This is a genomic window from Bradyrhizobium sp. SZCCHNRI1009 (assembly GCF_032487575.1).
In the GTDB taxonomy this organism is placed as follows: Bacteria; Pseudomonadota; Alphaproteobacteria; order Rhizobiales; family Xanthobacteraceae; genus Bradyrhizobium.
The window spans coordinates 659,048-683,936 of the sequence record NZ_JAUEUL010000002.1; the positions used below are offsets into that span (position 1 = coordinate 659,048).

Consider the following 24,889-nt stretch of genomic DNA (forward strand, 5'->3'; position numbering starts at 1 on the left):
GGCAGGAACGCGCAAGGCCATCAGTCGGAGGTAAGGAACAACCGTGATGCCCGGCCGTTCGGACCTTGCTTGCCGTCCCCGCAAACGTCCGAGGCCTTCCATGTATCACCACGTCAAGAAGCTGATGTTCACCGTCCGTGTCGACGAGCCCGATCCGCGCTTCGGCAACATGCTGCTGGAGCAGTTCGGCGGCGCCAATGGCGAGCTCGCCGCCGCCATGCAGTACTCGATCCAGGGCCTCAATTGCGAGGACCCCGATCGCAAGGACCTGTTGATGGACATCGGCACCGAGGAGCTGAGCCATCTCGAGGTCGTCGGCACGCTCGCCCGCATGCATCTCAAGCCCGCCAAGTTCGACCGCGAGGCGGCCGAGGCCGATCCGCTGATCGCGATCGCCGGCGGTGGCGGCGTCAACCTGTTCAACTCGCAGGGCAGCGCCTGGACCGCGGACTATCTCAAGATCACCGGCGAGCTCGACGTCGACCTGCGCAGCAACATCGCCGCCGAAGCCCGCGCCAAGATCGTCTACGAGCGGCTGATCAATTTCACCGACGATGCCGGCACCAAGGACGCGCTGCAGTTCCTGATGACGCGCGAGATCACCCACATGAAGGCGTTCGCGCTGGCGTTGGAGAGCATGAACAAGCCGGCCTTCAGCATCGGCCGCATCGCGCCGACGCCGGGCCTGGTCGATCAGTTCTTCAACGATTCCACCGGCACCGGCGACCACGGCGAGATCGACACCCGCGGTCCCTGGAACGAGGGCGGCGACTGGGTGTTCACGGAATCGCCGGCGATCCAGGCCGAGAACGGCGCGGCCAATGCGATCGTCACCGAGAGCTCGCCGCCGGCCGACGAGGCCGGCCTCGGCGATCTCCTGATCGAGGAGCTGCGCGACATCCTCCACGCCGAGAAGCAGCTCACCAAGGCGCTGCCGAAGATGGCGGAGGCCGCGCGCTTCGATCAGCTCCGCGAACTGTTCGAGCAGCACCTGGCCGAGACCGAGGCGCAGATCGAGCGCATCAACGAATGCTTCGAGCTGCTCGGCAAGACGCCGCGGGCAAAACCCTGCAAGGGCATGATGGGCCTGGTCGAGGAAGGCCAGGAGATCATCGCGCAAGGCGAGGACAAGGAGGATGCCGCCGCCGATCTGGCGCTGATCGGCGCCGCCCAGCGCGTCGAGCATTACGAGATGTCCGGCTACACCACCGCGCGCAATCTCGCCCAGCAGCTCCGCCACAGCGCCGTCGTCGCCGTGCTGTCGAAGTCGCTGGCTGAGGAGGAGAACGCCGATCAGCTCCTCAACCAGGTCGCCCGCTCGCTGATGTCCGTCGCCAAGATGCCTGCCGCGATCGAGCAGGCGTGATTGGGAGTAGGGCGGATGAGCAAGCGTCATCCGCCGTTTTTCCGCGAAGATGGCGGGTTACGTCTTCGGCTAACCCGCCCTATTTTCTACGCAGCGGCCGACCTCCCTGGAGGCAAGGCTCGCGTCGAACATCGCAGCTATGTGCTCGTCTCCCTCCACGTCGTCATGGCCGGGCTTGTCCCGGCCATCCACGTCATACCGCGCGCTGAGAACCGCGTGGATGCCCGGGACAAGCCCGGGCATGACGGAGTAACCAACGCTGCGATCGCGTGCCGCAGCGGCTCGACTTATTCTGCGGACGTCCGCCACCGCTCCGCGCGCCGGGCATGCACCGGCGTCAGGCAGCGCCGGGCACGGTTGATCTGCGCGTCGGTGGCGCCGCGGCTGCGCGCATACATCTCGGCGACCTCGGCCGTGTACTTCTCGACGTAGTAACGGACATCTGAGCACGACATCCGCGTCTCCGCACCCGACTCGCCCGCCGCCTGAAGCTCCGATCCCATCGCCAGGATCAGCAGCCCCCCAGCCATCACGCCCCGCAACATCGACATCCCCCCTGATTGCCTTGTTTGCTAACAGCAGTGAATCGTGCCGGCGGCGCAAATTAACAATCGCCCGATCGCGAAATCTGACGCGCAGTGTTGCTTGGCGGCGTCACCGCAGTGTCACGGCCGACTGCCGATACGCCACAGTTCCGCGCGGGAACTGTTAGTCAGGCCATCGCGGATGCACGACGGCTCACACCGTCATGCTCTGGCTTGACGTGCCGGTGCCGCCGCTCGTGCCGTTTCCGGAAGCGCCTTGTGCATTGTAGCCTTGCGCATTGTAACCCTCCGCGCCCTTGCTGCTGCTGTCCGATGCGGCTGCGGTCTTGGTCACCTCGGTCGATCCGTCGGAATAGGTGATGGTTGTCGTGGTGACGCCATCGAGCGTGATCGACACCTCGCTGACCACTGCCTTGCTCGAAGACGAGCCACCGCTGCGGGAGGAACTTTGCGATGCGCCGTCGGCCGGGCTCGTGGCCGATGACGAGGCCGTGGCGGTCGTCGACGAAGTTGCTGTGGTGGACGATGGGGCGGTGGTGGCCTGGGCCGAGACCGTGGAGAGAGGAGAACTGACGGAGCTGATCGACATGGGACTCTCGCGTGAAGAGGGACCAACCGCGCGAGCCGCGCGGTTTGCTTCTTCAACGCAACGAGAGCGCGGAGCTGGCGCGACGAGTTGCGTCTGATTGTGTCCGTGCCCCGCTGCGCTGTCGCCGAACTGGCGATTGCCAAACGCCTTGGGTGCGCTCTAATCTCACGCGCGTATGACCGTCGAGTTCTCCTCTCTCCAGAAGTCCCGCTTTGCTGACGCCGGTGCGGTGCATTTGCCGGCGTCGCTCGATGCGTCGGCGTCGCGCGGACTTATCGCGGCCTTGTCCGGCCACGCGGGCGACATCTGGCTGTATGCGACACCGATCCTGCACGCGTCGGAGCCGTCCGTGCAGCCCGGACATCGTCGCGTGCTGCAGGTCGACTTTACGGCGGACGAGTTGCCGGGCGGGCTGATCTGGTTGGGCGTATGAGCCGTCCCGACGGAGCAGGGGCATAAGCGCAGCGTCATCCGCCGTTCGAGGAGCGGCGAGACGGCGGATTACGCTGTCGCTAACCCGCCCTACGCCGCCTGCTTCAGCAATTCGTCGATGGCCTGTTACTTGCCGAGAATCTTCTCCGCGGCCGTCACAATGCTGACCGAGGGATGCTCGGCGCAATAGGTGCCGAACTTCTTGGCGTTGGCGACGAACTCCTCGGTGTCGAACAGCGCTTCGTCCTGGTCGCCCTTGTACCAGCCGTCCAGCCAGATCAGCACCATCTTGATGGTGTCGTCGCCGCTTTCGACGAACTGCTTGCAGCTCATGGTCGAGAGATCGAGCACGACGGCGGAGGCCGGAGCAGGGGACAGCAGAGCGGCCGCGGTGAACAGAGGAGCGACGAGCGATTTCATGGGGCGTCTCCAAACGGATATGATGAAAACAATGAACTATGCAGAGCGTTACCAATCCCTTCGCAGACCGAGCTGAAAGACGTGGTCCCGGTCGCGGCGAGCGGCAGTGGTAGCACTGGCCGGAGCGCGCTCAGAAGTCAAGGATGCGGCGGTTGGGTGCGGCGATCCGATGCGCCCGTCGGGCAACTCACCTCGATCCGAAGCCGTGGTGTCAATGGATTCCGAAAAACATAAATCGCTTGGCGGCTTCCCCAAATCAGCATTATGGTCCGCGCATCCCGTTGCACGGTAGGGGACGGTTCGCGGTCGTCACGGACGTTTGCAGCGGGATGCGGTGGACGCGGGCGGGCGGCGTGCTGATAGCACGGACGAACGTCAGGCTCGCGGACGGTGAAGGCGTGTGGTTCTGATACTCCGATGCTAGTATCCAGCGCGATGCGCGAGAGCGCGTCGTCGCGACATGGTGGCCAGAAAGCCCGGTGCACCAGGAAGAGCGCGCTATAGCCCGTTAAAACCATCGCGCGGGGAAGGCCGGGTCTGTCCGGCTGTACCTGTGGTGACTGCCGCCTGCTTTTTTTCTGCAGGCGGGCCACGGGCCTCAGCCGAGGTCCGGCCTTCCTCGCGCCCTCCATCTGGAGAGGGCGGGACTTCTGGGCATCACTCGGGCGCGGCAGGCGTCGCGAGACCGCGAATGCTCATCTCATCACGAGCTCATCTGATGCGGCATTTTGTATGGCAGTGTGGATCGGGACTGTGCGCCTGGCGTCATTGCGAGCGCAGCGAAGCAATCCAGAGTCCTTGCTCGACCCTGGATCGCTTCGCTGCGCTCGCGATGACGGAATTCCGAGTAGACGGCCTGCGCAAGAAACGACCTTCATCGCCACAAAGTTTGCAAGGACGTAGTGCGGGGCAGGGCGCGGCCACAACCTCAACTGTCGTCCCGGCCTTGAGCCGGGACCCATAACCCCAGGGAGGAGTGCGGGGCACGATGGAGGAGCGATTGGGCCAAGCCATGACCGCCGGTGAGTCTGGGTCCCGGCTCAAGGCCGGGACGACACCTTTTGTGTGGCGCATGTCGCGCCACCAGCACATTGTGTGGCTCGAGTCCTCACGCCACCAGCACGGCCTCCGCGGCGAGCACGGCGTCGGCGCCGTCGGTGACGGTCTTTTCCAGCGACGGCGCCTGCACCGCGAACGTCTCGGCGAAGAAGCGGGCCAGCGCGACGTGGCGGGCGCCGTCGGTCTCGTTCTCGCTGCGCGCGGCCAGCGCCTCGTTGGCGAGCATGCAGCCGCCGAGCGCGGAGCCGAACAGGCGCAGGTAAGGCGTGGCGCCGGCGAGCGCGTCGTTCGGCGCGGTGCCGAGCTTGTCCAGCAGCCAGCGGCTGGAGCGGTCGAGCGCGCCCAGCGCGTCGCGCAGCTTGGCGCCGGTGGTGCCGAAGGCCGGATCGTTCGAGGCCTCGACGCGGCGGACGATCTCGGTGAGCTCGTCGAGCAGCTTGAAGACGGAGGCGCCGCCATTGGCGCCGAGCTTGCGCGTCACCAGGTCGATCGCCTGGATGCCGTTGGTGCCCTCGTAGATCGCGGTGATGCGGGCGTCGCGATAGTGCTGTGCGGCGCCGGTCTCCTCGATGAAGCCCATGCCGCCATGGATCTGCACGCCGAGATAGGCGACCTCGTTGCCGATGTCGGTGGAGAAGGCCTTCGCGATCGGCGTCAGCAGCGCGCCGCGCGCGGCGGCCTCGGCACGGACGGCCGGATCCTTGGCGCGCACGGCGACATCGAGCGCGACGGCGGTGGCGTAGCAGATCGAGCGCGAGGCGGCGGTCAGCGAGCGCATCTGCATCAGCATGCGCTTGACGTCGGGATGGGCGATGATCGCATCGGAGCCGGTGCCTTTGCTGCCGACGGCGCGGCCCTGTTTGCGCTCCTGCGCATAGGCCAGCGCCTGCTGATAGGCGCGATCGGCGACGCCGACGCCCTCGAGGCCGACGCCGAGCCGCGCCTGGTTCATCATCGTGAACATGCAGCGCATGCCGGCATTCTCTTCGCCGACGAGATAGCCGATGGCGCCGCCATGATCGCCCATCGTCATGGTGCAGGTCGGCGAGGCGTGCATGCCGAGCTTGTGCTCGATGCCGCTGGCATAGATGTCGTTGCGGGCGCCGAGCGAGCCGTCGGCGTTGACGAGGAATTTGGGGATGAGGAAGAGCGAGATGCCCTTGGTGCCGGCCGGCGCGTCCGGCAGCCGCGCGAGCACGAAATGCACGATGTTGTCGGTCATGTCGTGATCGCCATAGGTGATGAAGATCTTCGAGCCGGTGATGCGGTAGGTGCCGTCGGCGGCGCGCTCGGCGCGGGTGCGCAAGGCGCCGACATCGGAGCCGGCCTGCGGCTCGGTCAGCTGCATGGTGCCGGTCCACTCACCGGAGATCAGCTTGCCGAGATAGATGTCCTTCAGCTCGTCGCTGCCATGCGCGTCGAGCGCCTCGATGGCGGAGAGTGTCAGCAGCGGACACAGGCCGAAGGCGACGTTCGAGGCGCTCCAGATCTCGGTGCAGGCGGCGTTGATGGCGAGCGGCAGGCCCTGGCCGCCATGCGCCTCGGGGCCGGACACCGCGTTCCAGCCGGCCTCGGTCCAGCGCTTGTAGGCATCGGGCCAGCCCGGCGCGGTCGTCACCTTCTTGTCGGCGAGCTTGACGCCGTTCCTGTCGCCGATCGTGTTGAGCGGGGCGAGCACGTCGGTGGCGAACTTGCCGGCTTCCTCGAGCACGGCGGCGGTGATGTCGGGGTCGAAATCGCCGTAATGGCCGGCCTCGACCGCCGCCTTCAGCCCGGCGCCGTGGTTGAGGGCGAGCAGCATGTCGTTGAGCGGGGCGCGATAGGTCATGGCGTGTCCTCGGGGGTCGAAATTTGCCGGTTTGGCCGCCGTCATCCCATGAAACCGGCCGGGTCTCAACTTTTTCGCAAGTCGTTGCGGCAGGCCGCCGCGGCGGCTCGGGACGGGCGGGATAAGAGCTTGTCCAAATTGACGAATTGGCGGCAGCCCCGGATCACTTGGGCGCGCCGTAAAATTCCTGCCGCCCGGCGGTTGAAATGGGCGGGCGCGCTCTGTAGACCACGGACGCCGATCCGGAATCGCCGGGCGTCTCCACGCTACGCCGATCCGCCGAGCCTGATGGGGCGTAGCCAAGCGGTAAGGCAGCGGATTTTGATTCCGCCATTCGGAGGTTCGATCCCTCCCGCCCCAGCCAGATTTCTGCTGCCCGGTCAGTATCTTACATTTTCACGATTTTGTTGTTCTGAAACTCGCCAGAGACCGCATTCTGAAACTCCGTTTGCGTTGTGCTCGCCAAGATGTGAGCTCGTCGTTTGCGTGTGGCCGCCAGGCGCGAAGCTGTGCGCTTGGCATAGCCGGCGTAACTTTCCCTTGTGCAGGGTGCCGAGAGGGCGCGGCCCTGTCCCTCGGCAAGTTCGGCTTCCTCAAGTTCGGTCATCCCGCCATGCCGGCAGGCGCCAAGACTGTCAGCAAGCCCTACTCGTTCTCCGGCATGCAGAAGATCGTTCAACGGATGCGGAAGGAAATTGGTCTGCCCCTCACGTTCACACTCGACGGCGAATTCGGCCGGGTATAGTCGGTGAACTACGCGCCATGCCTTGCGGCATAGGCCGACGAATTTTTCGCCGCGCCGAAAGAGGACACTTTCGCCCGCGCTATTCGCGGCGCGCGGGGTGATACTCTTGATCGGCAGCGATCCGATGCGCTCACCTTTTTTGTTTCGCAGATCGCAGACGGCTTGCATGCTGTGCTCATAGCTTGGCCACGACCGCTTCGAGACCTTCTCAAGATACGCCTTCGTCTGCTTATATTCGCGGAAAAGCCAGTCAAGCGACCCGACGCGCGCTATAGAAGCTTTCGCGTAGATCACACCCAATCTCGCTCGAAGAGCGCCATTTTCCGCTCTCCGTGACAATTGGTGATTGTAAGATCGTCACCGGAGAACCGGACACTCATTGATCTGTGTCAAGAAACGAAGCCTATCGAGAGGACAAGGTTGTGGCCTCTACCGAGGAGCCGCTTTATCGATGGCACAGGTAAGAAGTGACACCCACGACATCCGGATCCCGCCGATTGGTCTTGCAGGAGTGTTGCATGTCCCGGGAGATGCCTATGCAATTGTCGCCTTCGTACATGGGAGTGGTTCAAGTCGGTTGAGTCCGCGAAACCGGGCGGTCGCAGACGCATTGAACACCCGGGGTATGGCGACGCTTCTATTCGATCTTCTCACCGACGATGAAGAGGATGATCGGGCCAACGTCTTCGATATCTCGCTGCTAGCGGACCGGCTCGCTGGCGTTGTCAGCTGGCTGGATGCACAGCCGTCTCTCGCAAGGCTTCCCTTGGGCCTGTTTGGGGCCAGCACTGGAGCTGCGGCTGCACTCGTTGCGGCCGCGAAATTTCCCCGCCGCGTGAGGGCTGTCGTATCGCGGGGCGGCCGTCCGGACCTTGCTGGTGACTTCCTTGATGAAGTTCGGGCCCCCACCCTCCTTGTTGTGGGAGGAGCGGATGTCGGCGTGATCGAACTCAACGAGGAGGCGTTGGCACGGCTGCAGGGTTTGAAGGCCTTGGAAATCATTCCGGGTGCCAGCCACCTGTTTCCCGAGCCGGGAGCGCTGGAGGCGGTTATTGAGCATGCTGCTCGCTGGTTCGAACATTATCTCGGGGCTGGCTCGGAGAAGTCGGCGCCCGGTATCGGGACCGAAAACGAGCGCAAGGGATCGTAGGGCTGTTCGAGGGCCGATTGGAGACGAGATGGATCGTTTTCGTCTCCGGCCACATGCGACCTGCCTCAGCCGAACGTGAACAGCCAGTCCGTGACGGCACAACGATCACGACGCTGGGCGCAAGGCTGACGAGCTTCTGCAATTCGCTGCCAAGTAACAACGATGCAGGCACGCGACGTGTCATGACCAGCCCTGCGCAGAAAGGCAGTTTGAAGCAATGCTGGATATCGCCGATCCGCTCCAGCCTCGCAACCTCCGTGGCTGGATTGACGTTTCTCTCAAGCCGCCTGCTTGGTCGTCAGACCTTTGATTTACCTCATGGCACCCGTCTATCCATGGGGCTGGATATGACAAGCATCTCCGAGCGGAGTCATGTCGGATGAATCCTATGGACAGCGGAACCATCACAGTCCAGCAAGGAGGCGCGTCTGTCCGCCCCGAAGCGAAGGGCCGTCACTATCAGAGGATCATTGAGCAAGCGGAAGGCCTGCAGCCCCTCCGCACGGCCGTCGTCCATCCAGTTGATGCCCTGTCTCTCAGCGGTGCCATCGAAGCAGCGCGAGCGGGCTTGATTCTGCCCGTGATGGTCGGGCCCGAGGCGAAGATACGGGCGGCGGCCGAGCAGGCCAAGCTCGATTTGACCCCTTACGAACTCGTTCCGGCTGAGCACAGCCATGCGGCCGCTGTACAGGCGGCCGCCCTCGCCCGCGACCGCAGGGTGGAAGCGCTGATGAAGGGCAGCCTGCATACAGATGAATTCATGATGCCGATCCTGGCTGAGGAGAAGCTGCGGACCGAGCGCAGGATGAGCCACATATTTGTCATCGACACCCCGCTCTATCCGCGGCCGCTTTTCGTGACCGACGCAGCCATCAACATCTATCCAAATCTCTCCGACAAAAGGGATATTGTGCAAAACGCAGTTGACCTTGCGCATGCGCTTGGCAATCCGTCGCCTAACGTCGCGATTCTCTCGGCAATCGAAACTGTTACCGAGAAGATTCGCTCCACGATCGATGCGGCGGCACTCTGCAAGATGGCGGATCGCGGTCAGATCACTGGAGCCGTCATCGACGGGCCACTCGCCTTCGATAATGCCGTTTCCAGGGAGGCGGCGACGAGCAAAGGCATCGTCTCTCCGGTTGCCGGGCGGGCCGATATCTTTGTTGTGCCCGACATCGAGGCGGGTAACATGCTGGCAAAGCAACTCGAATATCTCGCCGGCGCGGACGTTGCGGGCGTTGTGATCGGTGCTCGCGTTCCCATCATTCTGACGAGCCGGGCCGACAAATCACTGGCGAGACTCGGATCTTGTGCAATCGCGTTGCTGTGGGCACGCTATCGCGTGCCGACTGCCTAGCAGAAACAGGACTTCTCGTCCTTAGACAGAGCCCAGCATCGCTCCGACCGGGGGGCGCGCGCCGCCGCCCGTTGCATCCTGATTCAAGCGGCCGGCGATTGAAGTTGCCGGGCAAGGCTCAGAACTCGCAATTCCCGCGGGCGCAACCAACTTACTCCTTGGCCGATTCCAGTTTGGCTCTGAGATAGGCGATCATTCCGGAGAGAGTAACGAGTTTGGGATAGTCGATCTCCGGAATATCGATGCCCGTCCGGTGATGCAGGGCGGTCACGAGGTTCAGGAAGTCTATCGAGTCAATATCGACGGTCTCGCGCAAATCAGCTGCTGGATCAATGTTTGCCAGATCGACTTCTGGCGCGATGTTGTTAAGCTCCTGCTTGACGATTTCGCTGAGCTCCCCCTGCATGGTTCTGCGAATCTCGATCTCGGTCATAGCTTTTCAGGCTCCTGCAAAAGTCTGCCGATCTCGGCCAGAAACAAGGCGCCGGCGTGTCCATCGGTCACGCGATGATCACCTGCCAGCGTCATGGTCACCACGGAACGGGGGCCGATCACGCCATCGATGATCCAGGGACGCGTAACGACCTTACCAAAGCCAACGATCGCGACCTGGGGTGGATAGATGATGGCATAGAGAGCTTCGACTCCGCGCTCGCCTAGGCTGGATACTGTGATCGTCGGATCTGACAGTTCCGAACTGCGAATCCGCCCCGAGCGCGTTCGTTGCACCAGGTCGCGTAAGCTGCTCATCAAGTCGTGGAGCGGCAGTCGGTCCGCGTCATGCAGAGCCGGCGCCGCCAAGCCGCCGCCGCGGATCGCAATGGCAACCCCGACATGCACCGCCTTTGACGGCTCGAATTTGTTGTCGCGGTAGAAGCCGTTGAAGGCTGGAAAGCGACGAATCGCCAGCGCGACCGCCTTCAGCGCAAGCGCGCCGATCAAAAGGCGGCTGTCGGGCGGAAGCGCCACGTTTTGGTCGGCCAGCCAGTGTTCGCATGGCGTGACGTCGATCTGATGTTCAAGATAATAGTGTGGGATCTCCCGCTTCGACCGGGCCATTGCGGCCGCGATGGCTGTCCGCATCGCCGCGAGATCAAGCCAGCCCGCGCGCCTCTTTTCGGTTGGTGGCGGGGTTGCGCCGGACTGTCGCTCCACGTCGACGTAGACGATTGCTCCGCCCGGTCCGCTGCCGGTGATGGTGGAGAGATCGACGCCGCGTTCTGCGGCGAGCCGTCGTGCGGCAGGCGAAGCGGGAAGCCGTCCCACGACAGCAGCCGCAAGCGGTGGCGGCATTGGCGCGCCGATCGGCGTGGGCGGTGGTTGGGAGGGCACCGCAATCGGGGGATGCGCGGTTGGCAGAGGTAACGGCGGTGGCACCGGCGCTGTGACGGCGGCTCTTTCTTCACCGTCGGTACGGATCAGTGCTAGCGGCGTTCCGACTGGCACCTTGCTGTGAAGATTGACGAGGAATTTTTCGATTTCGCCGGCCAGGAAGGTTTCGATCTCGATCGCACCCTTCTGTGTCTCGACCACCGCAACAATATCGCCGCGTTTGACCCGGTCTCCCGGCTTCACCAGCCATTCCACCAGCGTGCCGGCTTCCATATCGGCGCCGAGAGAGGGCATGAGGAATTCGGCCACGGCCCGCCTCACGTCCGGCCGAGCGCCGTTTTCGCAGCGGTCACGATCTTCGCTGTCTGTGGCAGTGCCGCGTTTTCGAGGTGGTGAGGGTAGGGGATCGGCACCTCCTCGCTGCAAACCCGCCCGATCGGCGCGTCGAGCGACCAGAAGGCTTGTTCGACGATGCGCATGCCGATCTCTGCCGCCAGGCTCCCGGAGCGCCAGCCTTCGTCGACGATGACGGCACGCCGGGTCTTGGCCACCGAAGTCATGATCGTGGCGTCGTCGAGCGGCCGCAGACTGCGCAGATCGATCACCTCGGCATCGATGCCATCGGTTGCGAGCGCGGTCGCAGCCTCGAGCGTCTTCCAGAGCGACCCGCCATAGGTGATGAGAGAAATATCGCGGCCCTGGCGGCGCACGGCAGCCTTGTCGATATTGACGGCTCCGGCACCGGACGCGAGCTTGCCCGACATGTTGTAGAGCATGACGTTCTCGAAGATCAGCACCGGGTCGGGTTCCTGTAGGGCGGTCCACAGCATGCCGCGGGCATCTTCCAAGGTTGCCGGCGCGAGCACCTTGATGCCGGGAATATGTGCGTACCAGCCTTCAAGGCTGTGGGAATGTTGGGCTGCCAGCTGGCGGCCGGCACCGGTGGCCATGCGGATCACAAGCGGCACGCCGAACTGATTGCCCGACATGTGGCGCACCGTCGCTGCATTGTTGAGGATCTGATCGAGCGCGAGCAGGCTGAAATTGACCGTCATCAGCTCGACGATCGGCCGCATGCCAGCCATTGCTGCGCCAATGCCGGCGCCGGTAAAGCCTGACTCCGAGAGCGGCGTATCGCGAATCCGCTGCGGCCCGAATTCGGCGAGCAGTCCGTGACTCACCGCGTAGCAGCCGCCATAGCGACCGACGTCCTCACCCATCAGAAAGACGCGGTTGTCGCGGCTGAGCGCGTCCCGAAGCGCTGCACGCACCACCTCGCGATAGGTCATCTCGATTGCATTGGTCCTGGGTGCCACCTGCTGCATGAAACCTCACATCCCGGTGGGGACCGCTCTGTCTGCATAAACAAAGCGGCTCAGTTGCTCGGTCGGCTCCCATGTCCCGGCCTCAGCAAAAACGACTGCTTCAGCGATTTCGGCATCGATCTCGGCCGTCATGCGGGACACCTCGTCCGGATGGACCATGTGATTGGCCTCGAGCCATCCCTGGAAACGCACAATCGGCTCCCGTGGACGCCACGACTCGACCTCGGCCTTGTCGCGGTAGAGCTGGGGATCGAACATTGAATGCGCGCGCAGCCGATAGGTGCGGCATTCAAGAAAATAGGGCATGCGCGTTTTGCGCACCGCCTGGACCGCGCGGCGGGCCGCCGCCTCGACCGCCACCACATCCATGCCATCGACGGCTTCCGAAGTGATGCGGTAGCATGCCGCCTTGCGCTGGATGTCAGTTTCGGATTCCGAAAGGGCGAGCGCGGTTCCCATGGCGTAGAGATTGTTTTCGCACACGAACAACACCGGCAACTGCCAAAGCTCCGCCAGATTCAGGCTTTCGTGGAATTCGCCTTCGGCCACCGCGCCGTCTCCGAAGAAGCATGCCGTGACGAGATCATCGCCCTGCATATGGGAGGCGAGCGCAAGGCCGATCGCCAACGGCAGGCCGCCACCGACAATGGCATTGCCGCCATAGAAATTGGTCGCGGCGTTGAACAAGTGCATCGAGCCGCCACGTCCGCGGCTGCAGCCTTCCTGCTTGCCGTACATCTCGGCCATCACGGTTGTCATCGGCACGCCGCGCACCAGGGCCTGCCCGTGCTCGCGATATGTCGCCACGATCCGATCGCGTTTTTCCAGCGCGGTTATCACTCCGACAGCGACCGCTTCCTCGCCGTCGTAGAGATGCATGAAGCCGCGGATCTTCTCCTGAGTGTACAATTCGGCACATTTCTCCTCGAAGCGGCGGATGCGGATCATGTGCTTGAGCAGACCCAGCATGTGCTCGCGCGACAAATGCGGCTTTGTGGCTGCAACCGTCATCGTTCCTCGCTTTCGAGAGTGGAGAGGTCGCCTTCGGGCAGACCGAGTTCGCGGGCCTTGAGGAGGCGCCGCATGATCTTGCCGCTGCGAGTCTTCGGCAGGTTCTGGCGGAACGCGATGTCCTTTGGCGCGACCGCCGGTCCGAGCCGCTGCCGCGCGTGGCCGAGGAGCTCCTTTCGCAGCGCGTCGCTCGGCGCAAAGCCCGGGTTGAGCGCCACATAGGCCTTGACCACCTCGCCGGCAGTGGGCTCCGGGATGCCAATCACGCCGGCTTCCGCAACGGCCTTGTGCTCCATCAGGGTGCTCTCCACCTCGAAAGGTCCGATCAGATGGCCGGAGCTCTTGATGACGTCGTCGGCGCGGCCGACGAACCAGTAATAGCCATCGCTGTCGCGCATCGCGAGGTCACCGGTGAGATACCAGCCGCCTGCAAAGCACTTCTTGTAGCGCGCCTCCTCGTTCAGATAGCCCCGCATCATCGACGGCCAGCCCGGATGCAAGGCCAATTCGCCCATGGCCATCGGCTTGGCAATCTCGCGCAGCCCGCCGCCTTCCAATCGTTCGACGATGCCGGCCTCGATGCCGGGTAGTGGTCGGCCCATCGACCCCGGCTTCACGTCCATCGACAGAAAATTCGTGATCATGATGCCGCCGGTCTCGGTCTGCCACCAATTATCGTGGAACGGCTTGCCGAAAGCCTCCATGCCCCACATCACGGCTTCCGGATTGAGCGGCTCGCCGACGCTGGCAAGCAGGCGCAGCGTCGACAGGTCGAACTTCTTGGCAAATTCGGCGCCGGCTTTCATCAACATGCGGATCGCGGTCGGCGCGGTGTACCAGACCGTGATTTTCTGATCCTGCAGAATGCGGTACCAGCGCTCGGTGTCGAACTCGGCCTGGTCGATGACCATGGTCACGCCATTGGTCAGTGGCGAAATGATTCCGTAAGAAGTCCCGGTGACCCATCCCGGGTCTGCGGTGCACCAGAAAATATCGTCGGGATGAAAGTCGAGCACGAGCTTGCCGGTCACATTGTGGGCGATGACCGCCTCGTGCACATGCACCGCTCCCTTGGGCGTGCCGGTCGTGCCGCTGGTGAAATGGAGCAGCGCCATATCCTCAGGGAGGGTCCGCACCGTCTCGAAGACTTCAGAGGCCTCCGCAAGCGCCGCAGCAAGGTCGATCGTATCGGGCGGCAAAGTGGCCGAGCATTCAGTCAGGAACACTCTTTCCAGGCTGGCGAGCTCCCTGCGCCAGGGCTCGATCTTGCGGCGATAGAAGGCTTCGGTGGTGATGAGCGCCTTGGCTCCGCCGATCGTCATGCGCGCCTTGATGGGCTCGGGTCCGAACGCCGAGAACAAGGGTGAAAACACGCCGCCATTCTTCAACGTGCCGAGGGCTGCGATGTAGAGTTCCGGCACCCGCCCGAGCAGCGAGAAGACCCGGTCGCCCTTCCTTATCTCGTGCCGGGCCAGGGTGTTGGCGAAGCGGTTCACCTGGGCGCCGAGCGCGGCATAGGTGAAATCGCGAGTGCTGTCGTCGCGGCCGATCCAGCGCAGCGCAAGCTTGTCGCCGCGACCGGCCTTCATATGGCGGTCGATGGCCTCATGGGCGATGTTGAGACCGCCGCCGGGAAGCCCGTCGAGCAAGGCTCGCGCATCGGCCCATGAGAAGGTCCGCCTGGCCTGATCATAATCGATCAGGTTTGCGCCGACGTAGTCTTGCGGGCGCTTGCGGATTCGTTCCCATTGCTGCTCGGTCTGAGCTTCACTCCCGCCGCGGGAGTTCGCCGCGTCCGTGGTGGTCATGATTGGCTCCGGTTCATTGCGAACGCGCCCGACGCGTCGCTGTACCAGCTAAAATTTGGTCCGAGCGCGCGGACGCTCGTTGATCTGCGTCAACAGTGAGCCCCGCGGTCTGCCGGTTTGGCACCATGTGACCTGTCCCCGAAGTTTCATCCAGCCGTAATTGGAGTCCTGTTGGGTTTGCACTGACGACGCAGGTGCGGCGCCCGCGTTTGGAGGCGCATATGAGCTGACGGTCATTGTCGATGACACCAGGCGAGCGAGCCGGAGATCCAGTTCGAGGGCCGCGATCACGCCACCCTAGTCATATCAATGGGGGCGCGTTTCGCGAGCTTCTTGCCGATGCCCGACACGCGCGCTTTACCGCTGATTGACAATGGGTCATGTTTCTGTGCGCTCAGGTTGGCACCGCTATCTCTCATAGCGGCCGACAAGAACCGCTTCCGCGAGCGCAAATTTGCGTGCCTCGCGCTCGACATCCCGGCAGGACGCGTTTGCCTTGGCCCTGACATGGTCGGTCGAAAGCGCGAGCAGCCGAAAATGATAACGATGCGGCCCGTGGTCATGTGGAGGGCAGGGCCCGCCATAGCCGGTCTTGTGGAAGTCGTTCACCGCTTCCTTGATGATCACATTCGTGGCATTCTCGGCAAGCTCCGTCTTCGTGAGCGGAATGTCGTAGGCCGCCCAGTGATGCCAAGTGCCGGCGGGCGCGTCGGGATCGTCGCAGAGCAGCACAAAGCTCCGCGTTCCCGCTGGCGCACCGGACCATTGTAGAGGAGGCGAAACGTTGTCTCCGTCACAGGTAAAGTGCCGCGGAATGACCGCTCCGTCGGCAAAGGCGCTGGAAACGAGCTTCATGGCTCTCTCCTTCAGGCTGCGGGGGACATCGGCTCGGGCTTGACGAGTTCTTCCAGATCCGGCTCGCCGCAACGAGCGAGCATCCATTGTCGCACTTGGTCGCGCAGCCGAATGATGGATTGAAAATCGGTGCCGCTGGGTTGGATCGGATCGCCGATCTCGATGCTGACTGCGCTGTAGCGCGGGAACCACTGATCGCTGCGCAACATTGTCCGTGTGCCGGCGATGATGCCCGGCAGGACGGGAAGATCGGCTTCTGCCGCGGTCTTGAAGGCGCCGAGATAGAAGCCGGACAACCCGGCCCTGCGCGTGAACGTTCCTTCTGGAAAGAAGACGAGAAGCCGCCGGTCGCGGGCTAGCGCACCCAGTCGCGCGGCATCCGTCAGGCTGCCCGAGACGTCGTAACGTTCGACGAAGGGAATATCGAGCCGGCGCAGGATTGGTCCTGCGACAAGCTGCTCGGCCAATTCACGCTTTGCGACGATCGCTGGCTCCCCGGGGAGTGTCGTAGCCAGAGCAAAGGCGTCCATATAGCTGGAATGGTTGAATACGAGTACCGCCCCTTGCGCAGGAATTTTCTCCAGGCCCTTGATCGCAAGCGGAACGCCCATCCCTGCGAGCGCAATGCGACCGATCTGCCTGAGCGCCGACCAGCGCGATCTCGGCGTCGGAAGGATGAGCACGGCAAGATATCCCGCAGCGAAGGCGCCGCCGAGCATGATCCACCACCATGCTGCATAGATGTCCTCGTAGAGCAGTCGGCCAAGCCGACCGGCCTGAGTCGCCGCGCTGGCAAGGGCAAGACGCAACAACTGCAAACCAAGTGTGCCCTGGTGCGTATCGATATCGCCTTTTTGGTATAGCTCCCGGGCCGCACTGCGGCGAATCTTTCCGCTCGATGTCTTCGGCACTGTGCGGGGCGGCGCCAACACGATCTCGTCGGGTGGCGTGCCTGCGACGTCCGTCACAACCTCCTGGGCGCGCGCCTGCAACTCGAGGCGGCGAGGTTGGTCGGACTCACGGGTTTCGACCAGCACGACGACGCGCTCCGTCCCCGAGACGCGATCGGGTACGCCGAACACCGCGACGCCGCCTTTGTGCACGCCCGGGATATTGGCAACTGCTTGCTCGATCTCTTGGGGATAGAGATGCCTGCCGGCTCGTATGATGATGTCCTTGACTCGTCCCGTCACGAAGATGTCGCCCCCAACCATGTAGCCGCGGTCGCCGGTGTCGAGCCAATCTCCATGGAACAGTTCGCGCGTCTTCGTCTCGTTGCGGAAATAGCCGCTTGTCGCCGATGGGCCGCGAAACTCGATCCGTCCTTCCCGCCGTTCGCCCAGCTCGCGGCCGGTCGCGTCAACCACGCGGATTTCATGGCCGGGAAGCGGCTGGCCGCACGCCGGAATCTCCAGGACCGCTGTATCGCCAGGCGGTGCCGGCTTCGCGATGCCGTGAATACTCAGTTCGTCGCGATTGATGCGATCGATGACCGGCCCGCGGCCGAGCGGCGGAAAAGCCAGGCCGACGGAGTTTTCGGCCAGGCCATAGACCGGCGCCATCGCCTTTGCGGGAAAGCCGTGACGGCCGAACCGCTCGGCAAACTGGCGCAGAGTCTGGACGCTGACCGGTTCGGCGCCGTTGGCGACCATGCGCAGCGAGCCCAGATCGAGTCCCTCGAGATCATCATCGCTGATCTTGGCAAGGCATAGCTCGAAACCGAAATTGGGCGATGCTGAAAACGTTGCGTGATACCGATGCATCGCCCACAGCCAGCTCTGCGGTCGGATCAGAAAACTCAACGGCGACATCACGTAGAGCGGTGCTGCATAATGCATGCAGCCGAGCCACGCGCCGATCAGCCCCATGTCGTGATACAGCGGCAGCCAGCTGACGAAGACGTCGGCGGAACCGGCTTCCATCACCGTGCCCATCGCTCTGATGTTGGCGAGCAGCTTCGCATGGCTGAGCACCACGCCTTTCGGGTCACCGGTGCTGCCTGACGTATACTGGATCAGGGCCGTTGCACTCGCATCCTTCAAATGGGGTAGCGGCGCCGGCGCCGCGGAGGCTTCGATGTCGGCGACACTGGCGACGCTGACCAGGCTTTGCACCAGACTGCGAAGCAGGCCGGCTAATCGCCGTCCTTCCGGCATGGTGATCAGCATCCGGGTGCCGGCATTGCGCAAAATCATGGTCTGGCGCCGTAGATGGTCCTCAAGCTGCGACAGGCGCATCGGCGGGTAGATCGGGACCGGTATCGCGCCGGCGTAGAGAATGCCGAAGAAGGCGACGAAAAAATCGATGCTGGTTGGGAGCATCAATCCAATCCGGTCTCCTGCCGTGATGTCTCGTGCGATCAGACCACGGGCCACCTGCCGGGCTTTCGCCGCAAGTTCTCCATAGCTGAGCGTCCCGAGCGTCGTCGCCTCGTCCTGCAATACTGTCAAATGCAGCCGGTCGGCGTGTCGCGTGGCGTGCCAGTCCAGCACCTCGATCAAGGTGCGCGCCTCGCTTGCGGCCGGTACGGCCGGAAGCGCCGAAACCGGGTGCCCGACTGAGACCGGGCGGTCCAGCGTCGGGCCGGCCCGTTCGAGCGCGCGGACCAGATCCTCGACGGTTTCTGCCTCGCCAACCGCCTGCGCCGGAAGGCGAACGTGGAAAGCCCGCTCGATGCGCAGGATCAATTCAGTGCGCGCGAGGCTGTCGATCCCGAGGTCTCGCTCGATGCGACTCGAAGGCTCGACCTCCATGAACCGGCCGCGCTGAGGATGAAGCTCGTGGACGAGATCCTTCACGAGCGCGATCAAGGCGCGACGACGCTCGAGAGTGCCTGGCGCAAAATCATCCATGACATCAGGTAGCTCGAATAGCTCACGCGACCATTGAGCAATGTCAATTCGGCCATGCGCAGATGCGGCACTGGCAACCGCCAGCAGTTGCCCGCCGCATCCATGTCGCAACCAGCGTCGCCACCATGACCGACGCATTGCGTCAGGTGCGTCTGTTCCTGTGCGGGGACGTCACCGGAACGCACTTGGCGGAGCTGGTGCCAAGCCTCGGCCGCTCGCGCGCTATGGTTCCTTCACAGCCGAGAGGTGTGCCCTCAGCCCTGCGGCCCCGACCGCCCCGGGGACTATGCTGTCGCCGACGACATAACCCGGCGTGCCATTGATGCCGAGCGCCGAGGCAAGGCGCGTGTTCTGCTGCAGGGCCTCGTTCACCTCGACGCTCGCCGCATCCTTCTCGATCTCGCCTGCGTTGAAGCCGAGATCTGCGGCCACCTCAAGCGCCGCGGCACGATCGACCCTTCCCTTCTTCGCCAGCAGGCGGCGATGAAACTCCAGGGATTCCCCGGCACTGGGATGATGCATCTGCAGCGCGATCGCGACCTTCGCGGCTTCGACGGAGTCCGGCCCGAGAATCGGAAGCTCTTTGAGCACGATGCGCACGTTCGGTTCGTCGGCGATCAGCGCAAGGGTGTCGCCGAGCGCCTTGCGGCAATAGCCGCAGTTGAAGTCGTAAAATTCGACCACCGTCCTGGTGCCGTCAGCGGCGCCGAGTGTCGTCTGCAACGGCGCGTTGTACAGCGCCTTGGCGTTGTCACTGATCGCCTGCTTGACGCTGGCCGCCGCAGCCGCGGGCGCGGTCTGGGCGACAGCGTTGCGCTTGGCAATCAGCGCCATCAGGGCAGTGCGCACCGCCTCCGGGTGATCAGCCAGGTATTTCTCGATTGCCGGCCCCAGGGCTTCCGGGTGCGCGGCGAGATATTGCTGGATCGCCTGGTCGATGTCCGCGCGCTGCCACTCAGCCTGGGCTGTCCTGGGTACGGCGATCGCCGCGGCAACGAGCGTGACTGCTGTGATGGCACGAATACGAATGCGCGAGAGCTTCGGCATGTCAGTTACTCCAATCATCCCTCAGTTCCTTCCACTCGTGTTCTTCACCACGACAAGCGAGCACTGCATCATCATCGGCACCACACAAAGCTCCTAGCGACCTCTCTCGAGCGGCGGTGGTGCAGTCCAGCGAGGCGCAAGCGGCGCAATGCGACCACGTGCGGCCGGCCAGCAGCGCTTGCCGAGTGGCCCGGGAACCATGCCGGGCGGGCAGGTGATCGGGCCTGTGTTAGACGGCGCGCGCTTGTCTGGAACCTTGGGTATCGAGGGACGTCGCGGTGACGGCCCGGGCACGACAGGCACAGGCGAGGGTTTTCGCGCCACGCAAACGCCCTCGTCGTCGCGAACTTTGCCCGCGGCGCAGGGCTCTTGCGGAACGGACTTCTTCTGGGCTGGCGCAACACATCGCGAGCGATCCTTCGGATTGACGGCGGCCGGACAGCACTCGCCGCTCGTCGTCAGGTTTGCGGTCGCGCAGCACTTGCCCGCCGCGGTCGGGACGTAGCCTGCGGCACAGCAAAGCGAGATCTTGGGAATCTTGAACGTTGGCTGGCACTGTGTCCCGTCGGCGCTCGACGTCTGTCCGATCGGACAGCAAACCCCTTTCGAAGTCGCCTGGCTTTTCAGGCAGCATTTGCCCGCGATCTTCACATAGCCGGGCGAACAGCAATCCGGGCACTTTCCGTTTGGGATTTTCGGAATGGAGGGCTCGCAAACGCCATTCACGAGAGCGCTCAGGCAGCAAGCCTGAACGCCACCCGGACCGGAATAGATGTGATCGTTGTTGCAGCACTCCTGCTTGGGGCCGATCGCCGTCTGGGTGACCCCGCACATCGGTTTGGCAATGTCAGTCGATGGAATCGAGCCGCTCGAACAGGCACCGCCGGGTCCGAGGTCGGCAGGTGAACAGCACCTGCCGCCCAGGAGGATTTCAGGCGGCGCGCAGTTCGACGCGCAAGCGCCCTTGCTCCACACCTGATTGATCGGACAGACCGGGAAACCCGGGGGACCGCACACATGCGTCTGACAGGCGCGGAAACTCGGCGGTGGCAGCGGCACGCCGGCCGGGAGCGGGCCCGGGAGCAGCTCCGCCGGCTGCTCCGCGCAGATCCGCAGGATAGCAATGTCTCCCAGATGCCCCCGGGCCGACAGATCGGGCGGCGCATCGGCATAATCGATGAAATAGCTCATCCGCGGCGGCGCATCGCCACGACGGATGCGCCAAGCTGGATTTCCCTGCAGGCCGTCGATTGCGAGCATGTCTGTATGACCAAGCTCTGCGGAGAGCTTGGGGTCGGTCGTGTAGCGCAACTGTTCTCCGGTGATCCAGACGAAGCCGCCGCAGGAGCGGGGATTGATGTTGCCGCGCTCATCGTAGCTGTAGCCGATGGCGACGCCGCCATTGTCGTTGCGGAAGGTCTCGGGGAAGCCCACCGCATATTCGTCCGGCACGGCCTGCCAGATCGGCTGTTGGGCCTCGGTGACGCCGATCATGGTATAGCGCAGCGCGCGACCGATCGATGGCGCCGACAGCGCCTCGAAATCCTGCGCGCCAGTCGGCGCCGGCCGCTCGGCAAGATACATCCGCCCTGCATCATCGAAGGTGATGCGCGAGATTTCGGTCGGGCCGGCCGCGGGTGGCACTGCGACCTCGATCCTGATGTCCGAGCCGAACGAACCATCCGGCTTGAGGCCGACCGACCAGATGCGCAGTCCGTCGGCGACAGCGTAATAGAGACGACGATCGCGTATCGCGAGACCGAACACGCGCCGTGCCGTCGCGGCATAGCCCCAGGTCTCGGGGCGGGCGCTATCAAACTGTGGGCTCGCGAGATTAATGCCGGCCCCGCCAGCAGCGGGCATCGGCGCAAGCCCGACGGCGGCCGTGCCGGCGGTGCCGTGATCGTAGACGCCGAGATCCGCGCCGTTCGGGTCGAGGCGATGGATCAGGCCGGTCTCGCGGTCGGCGACGAACAGCGACTTCGTGGCAGAATCATACGCGAGCGCGCCGAGCGCTGCGCCCGAGTTCGCCTTTCCCTCAGTGAGGACGTTCGCAAATAGCTTCACCTCGCCGGTAAGGCCGTTGATCTTCCAGATCGACCCAGGGCCTCCTCCGGGGCCCCATTGTGCCGGCATGAAGACTGCACCGGTCCTCCCGGATCTGATGTGCTGCGGCTTGCCATCCGATCCGGGTGCGACGATGGGCAGCCCATAGGCCGATGTCGCCGCGACATAGATGTTGGGGGGCGACTGGTCGTCCAGCGCAACACCGAACACCTGTCCGATCCACTTCGCGCTCACCGTGAACGGTTTCGGAGCGCCGACCACCTGTGCTTCCGGCGGCCCGCCCATGCGGCTGAGATCAACGACGCGCAGCGACGGTCCGTCTGGATTAATGAAGGAGTTCAGATCGGGGTCCTGGCCAGGCTCGATCTCGAACGGACGCAGACCGCCGGAGAAGCCGGTGACGACCGCCTGGCCCGGCGCGTAGATGCTCCGGGGGGCCTGAGCCGATGCCGTGCTGACGAGCGCGAGTGCCAAGCTCGACACGATGACGATGCGCAGCATCGCACGGGCGGCGATAGCCAACGAGGTATGACGACAATATTCCATGATGCTCTGTCGCCTCATTTCGGGGGCTCAGGTCGCGGAACGCAGGTGCCGCTCTTCGGGTCGGGGATGGTGTCCAGCGGGCAGCATTGCCCGCAGGAGGTCATCTGGGCCGGATTGCAGCAACTCCCATCGAACGCCATGCCTTGGCTCGGATCGGCGCACGGCGTGATGCAGTCGCCGATGCCGCCGATGCGAACCTGTCCGGTGGGGCACGCCGGCGGCGGACACATGCCGAACGGCGCAAAGCCCAAGTTGGCGGGCTGGTTCGTGTTGTCACACAGACATGACGAGATCCCGCTCGGCATCATGGCGCCGGGATGCGTGCCGTCCGGGCACTCGCACGCGAAGGCGTATCGATGATCGCCTGAATCAGGATTGGGGACTTCCTGCCAGTCAGCCTTCATCGGCGACGGGCAGAAGCAATACTGCACTCCTTCGCAACCTGTACCCTCAGCGGAAGGGGGCAACTGCTCGATGAGTGTTCCCTCGGCACTCGTCGTGCATGCCAATGTCGGCTGCCACGGCTCCATGTAGCTCCCCGTGCTTTGGCAGCTCGGGATGGAGTGGCCGATCGAGCCGGGCGCAACACATGCAGGGTCATGCATTCTGGTGAGGAAGTCCTTGCCTTCACACTTCTTCAGGTCGATGGCAGCGCAATTGGCGAAACGGGGCGGTGGTCGCGTGCAATCGCAAGCGCCGAGACCAATCTCTTCCTGAAGCCAGCACAGCGCGTCCTCCATGCATTGCCCGATGTCCGAGCCAAGGGAACCCGCCCCCTGCTCGGTTGAGCAGGCGCATTGCATGACCTTCGCGGGCGAACCGACGGCGGACAGCACATTGGCGAGCTCCCCGAGCAGGCCCTGTCCAATCTTCGAGCCGCCCGCCGACTGCAGTTGGGCGAGGATCTGGGTGAGGTTTCCCTGTACTTTGCTGCAGAACGAGTTGACCGCGCCTTGCCCCGCAGCGCCGGCGACCTCGGTGAGGACCCCGGTGGCTGCAGCCGCCGCAGCGCACCCAGCTCCGTCCGCACAGGCATCCGCGCAACTCGACAGTCCGCCCACCGTCTGTTTGGCAGCATTGAATATGTCGCTTGGGTTGCAGCCTGCTCGCGCCGGCGACGCTAACAGCAGCATTGCGGCGGCGATCGCTGCGCCGTGGAACCACCAACTTCCTCGAAGTTGCATGACTATCGCCCGCCACTGACTTGGCCCGATAGAGATAACCGAACCCGCGTCCATTGAATTTGAGATGCGTCAATCGATAGACGGCCGATCGTGCCGGCCGTGGCGTCACGACGCCAATCTCATTTCACCGCCTGCTTCGGCACACAGGTGCCGCTGTTCGGGTCAGGTATCGTGCCCACCGGACAACATTGCCCGCAGGACGTCATCTGCGCGGGATTACAGCAACTGCCATCAAACGCCATGCCCTGGGTTGGATCGGAGCACGGTGTCACACACGCACCGGTCAGGCCCATACGCGTCTGTCCCGCGGGGCACGCCGGCGGCGGACACATGCCGAACGGCGCAAAACCCAGGTTCGCCGGCTTACCCGTATTGTCGCAGAGGCACTGAGACAAGCCGCTCGGTAGGATCGGGCCTGGGTGTGTTTGATGATCCGGATTGTTGGCCTCATATGGACAATCGCAGGCGAATAGCCAGCGATGCACGTCGCTGTTCGGATTGGAGATCTCGTGCCAGGCCGGCACCATCGGCTTGGGACAAAAGCAAGATATGACCGGGTCACAGCCCGTATCCTCTTGCGTGGGAGGTAGTTGAACGGCCAGCGTTCCCTCCGCCGACTCAATCCTCTCCACCGTTGGGATATTGTCGCCGTAGCCGCACTTCTGCCACTTGTCATTGCAGTTCGCAATCGAGCTGTAGGGAACGCAGGCGGGGTCCTTCATCTGATCGAAGTGACCTTCCGTCTGGCAATGCTTGACGTCGACCGATCCGCAATAAGCCATCTGAGGCGGTGGCCGCGAGCAATTGCAGCCGATCCCCAGCCCCCCGCACAACGCATCTTGAATGCACGCGCCGATATCGGCGCCGATCGAATTCGTGCTCTGCTCCGTTTCACAGGCGCACTGCACAACCTTGGCAGCTGAGCCCACGGCTGCGAGCTCAGTTGACAAATCGCCGAGCACTTCCTTCGCGATTGCATTGCCGAATATCGTGTTCAGCGCACCGACGATATCCTTTCCCTTCACTTTGGCTTCCGCGCAGAATTGATCGACCAGCCCTTGTCCTTTTCCGGTGTCCGATCCTTCGAGGGCGACCCCCGCAAGAGCTATTTCAAGTGCGACCGCGGCAGCGCAGGATGCGTCATCCTCGCAAACAGACTTGCAGTCCGATGTTGCCTTGAGCGTTCCGCAGAACGCGTTGGCAACGTCCTCGAAGCTGCATCCTGCGCGCGCAGAGGAGCCGAGCAGCGCGACTGCCGCCATGATGGCGACACCTTGGATCCACCAGCCCGTGGGAAATGTCATCGTCGTCGTCCCAGCCCGGATACCCCCAGCTTAGGCAAAGTCCAATCTATTGAAATTGAGATGC

General features: G+C 63.7%; 21 protein-coding genes and 1 tRNA gene. 6 read left to right on the top strand and 16 right to left on the bottom strand.

Annotated features, from left to right (window positions below; translation table 11 throughout):
* Window positions 1–100 precede the first annotated feature (100 nt).
* On the top strand, window positions 101–1,366 hold the full coding sequence (locus QX010_RS06640) for a DUF892 family protein (protein ID WP_316178378.1): 1,266 nt from the start codon (window positions 101–103) through the stop codon (window positions 1,364–1,366).
* 287 nt (window positions 1,367–1,653) lie between these two features.
* Here the strand turns inward: QX010_RS06640 and QX010_RS06645 are convergent, their stop codons facing one another.
* Window positions 1,654–1,911 carry a hypothetical protein gene (locus QX010_RS06645; RefSeq protein WP_315802542.1) on the bottom strand — a complete coding sequence of 86 codons (258 nt, stop codon included), beginning with the start codon at window positions 1,909–1,911 and terminating at the stop codon, window positions 1,654–1,656.
* Window positions 1,912–2,104: 193 nt separating this feature from the next.
* Window positions 2,105–2,308, bottom strand: a complete 204-nt coding sequence (locus QX010_RS06650) for a hypothetical protein (protein WP_315802334.1) — start codon at window positions 2,306–2,308, stop codon at window positions 2,105–2,107.
* On the opposite strand from QX010_RS06650, the gene QX010_RS06655 reads away from it, so the two are divergent.
* Complete coding sequence (locus QX010_RS06655) at window positions 2,298–2,597, top strand: hypothetical protein (protein ID WP_316178380.1); 300 nt, start codon at window positions 2,298–2,300, stop codon at window positions 2,595–2,597. The genes QX010_RS06650 and QX010_RS06655 overlap by 11 nt on opposite strands.
* Window positions 2,598–2,675: 78 nt before the next feature.
* On the top strand, window positions 2,676–2,933 hold the full coding sequence (locus QX010_RS06660; protein ID WP_316178382.1) for a hypothetical protein: 258 nt from the start codon (window positions 2,676–2,678) through the stop codon (window positions 2,931–2,933).
* Between the two features lie 125 nt (window positions 2,934–3,058).
* Here the strand turns inward: QX010_RS06660 and QX010_RS06665 are convergent, their stop codons facing one another.
* On the bottom strand, window positions 3,059–3,352 hold the full coding sequence (locus QX010_RS06665) for an HdeA/HdeB family chaperone (protein ID WP_316178384.1): 294 nt from the start codon (window positions 3,350–3,352) through the stop codon (window positions 3,059–3,061).
* 1,108 nt (window positions 3,353–4,460) lie between these two features.
* A complete protein-coding gene (locus QX010_RS06670) occupies window positions 4,461–6,239 on the bottom strand; it encodes an acyl-CoA dehydrogenase (RefSeq protein WP_315802338.1) in 1,779 nt (592 codons plus the stop codon).
* 289 nt (window positions 6,240–6,528) lie between these two features.
* On the opposite strand from QX010_RS06670, the gene QX010_RS06675 reads away from it, so the two are divergent.
* Window positions 6,529–6,603, top strand: a tRNA-Gln gene (locus QX010_RS06675).
* 24 nt (window positions 6,604–6,627) lie between these two features.
* Here QX010_RS06675 and QX010_RS06680 read toward each other — a convergent pair.
* On the bottom strand, window positions 6,628–7,284 hold the full coding sequence (locus QX010_RS06680; RefSeq protein ID WP_316178387.1) for a hypothetical protein: 657 nt from the start codon (window positions 7,282–7,284) through the stop codon (window positions 6,628–6,630).
* A gap of 325 nt (window positions 7,285–7,609) precedes the next feature.
* On the opposite strand from QX010_RS06680, the gene QX010_RS06685 reads away from it, so the two are divergent.
* Together QX010_RS06685 and QX010_RS06690 are read left to right on the top strand one after the other, a co-directional pair.
* Window positions 7,610–8,134: a dienelactone hydrolase family protein gene (locus QX010_RS06685; RefSeq protein ID WP_315802369.1), complete on the top strand. Its 525-nt coding sequence runs from the start codon at window positions 7,610–7,612 to the stop codon at window positions 8,132–8,134.
* Between the two features lie 388 nt (window positions 8,135–8,522).
* The gene (locus tag QX010_RS06690; RefSeq protein WP_316178388.1) at window positions 8,523–9,494 is read left to right on the top strand and encodes a bifunctional enoyl-CoA hydratase/phosphate acetyltransferase; all 972 of its coding nucleotides are present in this window, start codon (window positions 8,523–8,525) and stop codon (window positions 9,492–9,494) included.
* A 151-nt stretch (window positions 9,495–9,645) separates the two neighbouring features.
* On the opposite strand, the gene QX010_RS06695 is transcribed toward QX010_RS06690, so the two are convergent.
* From QX010_RS06695 to QX010_RS06745, 11 genes are all read right to left on the bottom strand, one after another.
* Entirely contained in the window at window positions 9,646–9,927 is a 282-nt protein-coding gene (locus QX010_RS06695) for an acyl carrier protein (RefSeq protein WP_316178390.1), read from the bottom strand.
* Window positions 9,924–11,135, bottom strand: a complete 1,212-nt coding sequence (locus QX010_RS06700; RefSeq protein WP_315802372.1) for a dihydrolipoamide acetyltransferase family protein — start codon at window positions 11,133–11,135, stop codon at window positions 9,924–9,926. Before QX010_RS06700 ends, QX010_RS06695 begins: the two co-directional genes overlap by 4 nt.
* An 8-nt stretch (window positions 11,136–11,143) precedes the next feature.
* Window positions 11,144–12,151 (bottom strand): alpha-ketoacid dehydrogenase subunit beta, encoded by a 1,008-nt coding sequence (locus tag QX010_RS06705; protein ID WP_316178392.1) that lies wholly within the window; start codon window positions 12,149–12,151, stop codon window positions 11,144–11,146.
* A 6-nt stretch (window positions 12,152–12,157) separates the two neighbouring features.
* A complete protein-coding gene (gene pdhA / locus QX010_RS06710; protein WP_315802374.1) occupies window positions 12,158–13,162 on the bottom strand; it encodes a pyruvate dehydrogenase (acetyl-transferring) E1 component subunit alpha in 1,005 nt (334 codons plus the stop codon).
* Complete coding sequence (acsA, locus tag QX010_RS06715) at window positions 13,159–14,970, bottom strand: acetate--CoA ligase (RefSeq protein ID WP_315802375.1); 1,812 nt, start codon at window positions 14,968–14,970, stop codon at window positions 13,159–13,161. Before acsA ends, pdhA begins: the two co-directional genes overlap by 4 nt.
* Window positions 14,971–15,378: 408 nt before the next feature.
* Window positions 15,379–15,825, bottom strand: a complete 447-nt coding sequence (locus tag QX010_RS06720; RefSeq protein ID WP_316178395.1) for a YbhB/YbcL family Raf kinase inhibitor-like protein — start codon at window positions 15,823–15,825, stop codon at window positions 15,379–15,381.
* Between the two features lie 11 nt (window positions 15,826–15,836).
* A complete protein-coding gene (locus QX010_RS06725) occupies window positions 15,837–18,677 on the bottom strand; it encodes an AMP-binding protein (RefSeq protein ID WP_316178396.1) in 2,841 nt (946 codons plus the stop codon).
* A 222-nt stretch (window positions 18,678–18,899) separates the two neighbouring features.
* Window positions 18,900–19,724: a DsbA family protein gene (locus QX010_RS06730; protein ID WP_316178397.1), complete on the bottom strand. Its 825-nt coding sequence runs from the start codon at window positions 19,722–19,724 to the stop codon at window positions 18,900–18,902.
* Between the two features lie 93 nt (window positions 19,725–19,817).
* Entirely contained in the window at window positions 19,818–22,355 is a 2,538-nt protein-coding gene (locus tag QX010_RS06735) for a hypothetical protein (protein ID WP_316178398.1), read from the bottom strand.
* Window positions 22,352–23,521 carry a hypothetical protein gene (locus QX010_RS06740; RefSeq protein ID WP_316178399.1) on the bottom strand — a complete coding sequence of 390 codons (1,170 nt, stop codon included), beginning with the start codon at window positions 23,519–23,521 and terminating at the stop codon, window positions 22,352–22,354. Before QX010_RS06740 ends, QX010_RS06735 begins: the two co-directional genes overlap by 4 nt.
* Window positions 23,522–23,640: 119 nt before the next feature.
* The gene (locus QX010_RS06745) at window positions 23,641–24,825 is read right to left on the bottom strand and encodes a hypothetical protein (protein WP_315802381.1); all 1,185 of its coding nucleotides are present in this window, start codon (window positions 24,823–24,825) and stop codon (window positions 23,641–23,643) included.
* Window positions 24,826–24,889 lie beyond the last annotated feature (64 nt).

Excerpts from the sequence above, each read along its gene's own strand:
- QX010_RS06640 (WP_316178378.1), top strand. The coding sequence starts at position 101 with ATGTATCACCACGTCAAGAAGCTGATGTTCACCGTCCGTGTCGACGAG.
- QX010_RS06645 (WP_315802542.1), bottom strand. The coding sequence starts at position 1,911 with ATGTTGCGGGGCGTGATGGCTGGGGGGCTGCTGATCCTGGCGATGGGA.
- QX010_RS06660 (WP_316178382.1), top strand. The coding sequence starts at position 2,676 with ATGACCGTCGAGTTCTCCTCTCTCCAGAAGTCCCGCTTTGCTGACGCC.
- QX010_RS06665 (WP_316178384.1), bottom strand. The coding sequence starts at position 3,352 with ATGAAATCGCTCGTCGCTCCTCTGTTCACCGCGGCCGCTCTGCTGTCC.
- QX010_RS06670 (WP_315802338.1), bottom strand. The coding sequence starts at position 6,239 with ATGACCTATCGCGCCCCGCTCAACGACATGCTGCTCGCCCTCAACCAC.
- QX010_RS06685 (WP_315802369.1), top strand. The coding sequence starts at position 7,610 with ATGGCGACGCTTCTATTCGATCTTCTCACCGACGATGAAGAGGATGAT.
- QX010_RS06690 (WP_316178388.1), top strand. The coding sequence starts at position 8,523 with ATGGACAGCGGAACCATCACAGTCCAGCAAGGAGGCGCGTCTGTCCGC.
- QX010_RS06695 (WP_316178390.1), bottom strand. The coding sequence starts at position 9,927 with ATGACCGAGATCGAGATTCGCAGAACCATGCAGGGGGAGCTCAGCGAA.
- QX010_RS06705 (WP_316178392.1), bottom strand. The coding sequence starts at position 12,151 with ATGCAGCAGGTGGCACCCAGGACCAATGCAATCGAGATGACCTATCGC.
- pdhA (WP_315802374.1), bottom strand. The coding sequence starts at position 13,162 with ATGACGGTTGCAGCCACAAAGCCGCATTTGTCGCGCGAGCACATGCTG.
- acsA (WP_315802375.1), bottom strand. The coding sequence starts at position 14,970 with ATGACCACCACGGACGCGGCGAACTCCCGCGGCGGGAGTGAAGCTCAG.
- QX010_RS06720 (WP_316178395.1), bottom strand. The coding sequence starts at position 15,825 with ATGAAGCTCGTTTCCAGCGCCTTTGCCGACGGAGCGGTCATTCCGCGG.
- QX010_RS06725 (WP_316178396.1), bottom strand. The coding sequence starts at position 18,677 with ATGGATGATTTTGCGCCAGGCACTCTCGAGCGTCGTCGCGCCTTGATC.
- QX010_RS06730 (WP_316178397.1), bottom strand. The coding sequence starts at position 19,724 with ATGCCGAAGCTCTCGCGCATTCGTATTCGTGCCATCACAGCAGTCACG.
- QX010_RS06735 (WP_316178398.1), bottom strand. The coding sequence starts at position 22,355 with ATGAGGCGACAGAGCATCATGGAATATTGTCGTCATACCTCGTTGGCT.
- QX010_RS06740 (WP_316178399.1), bottom strand. The coding sequence starts at position 23,521 with ATGCAACTTCGAGGAAGTTGGTGGTTCCACGGCGCAGCGATCGCCGCC.
- QX010_RS06745 (WP_315802381.1), bottom strand. The coding sequence starts at position 24,825 with ATGACATTTCCCACGGGCTGGTGGATCCAAGGTGTCGCCATCATGGCG.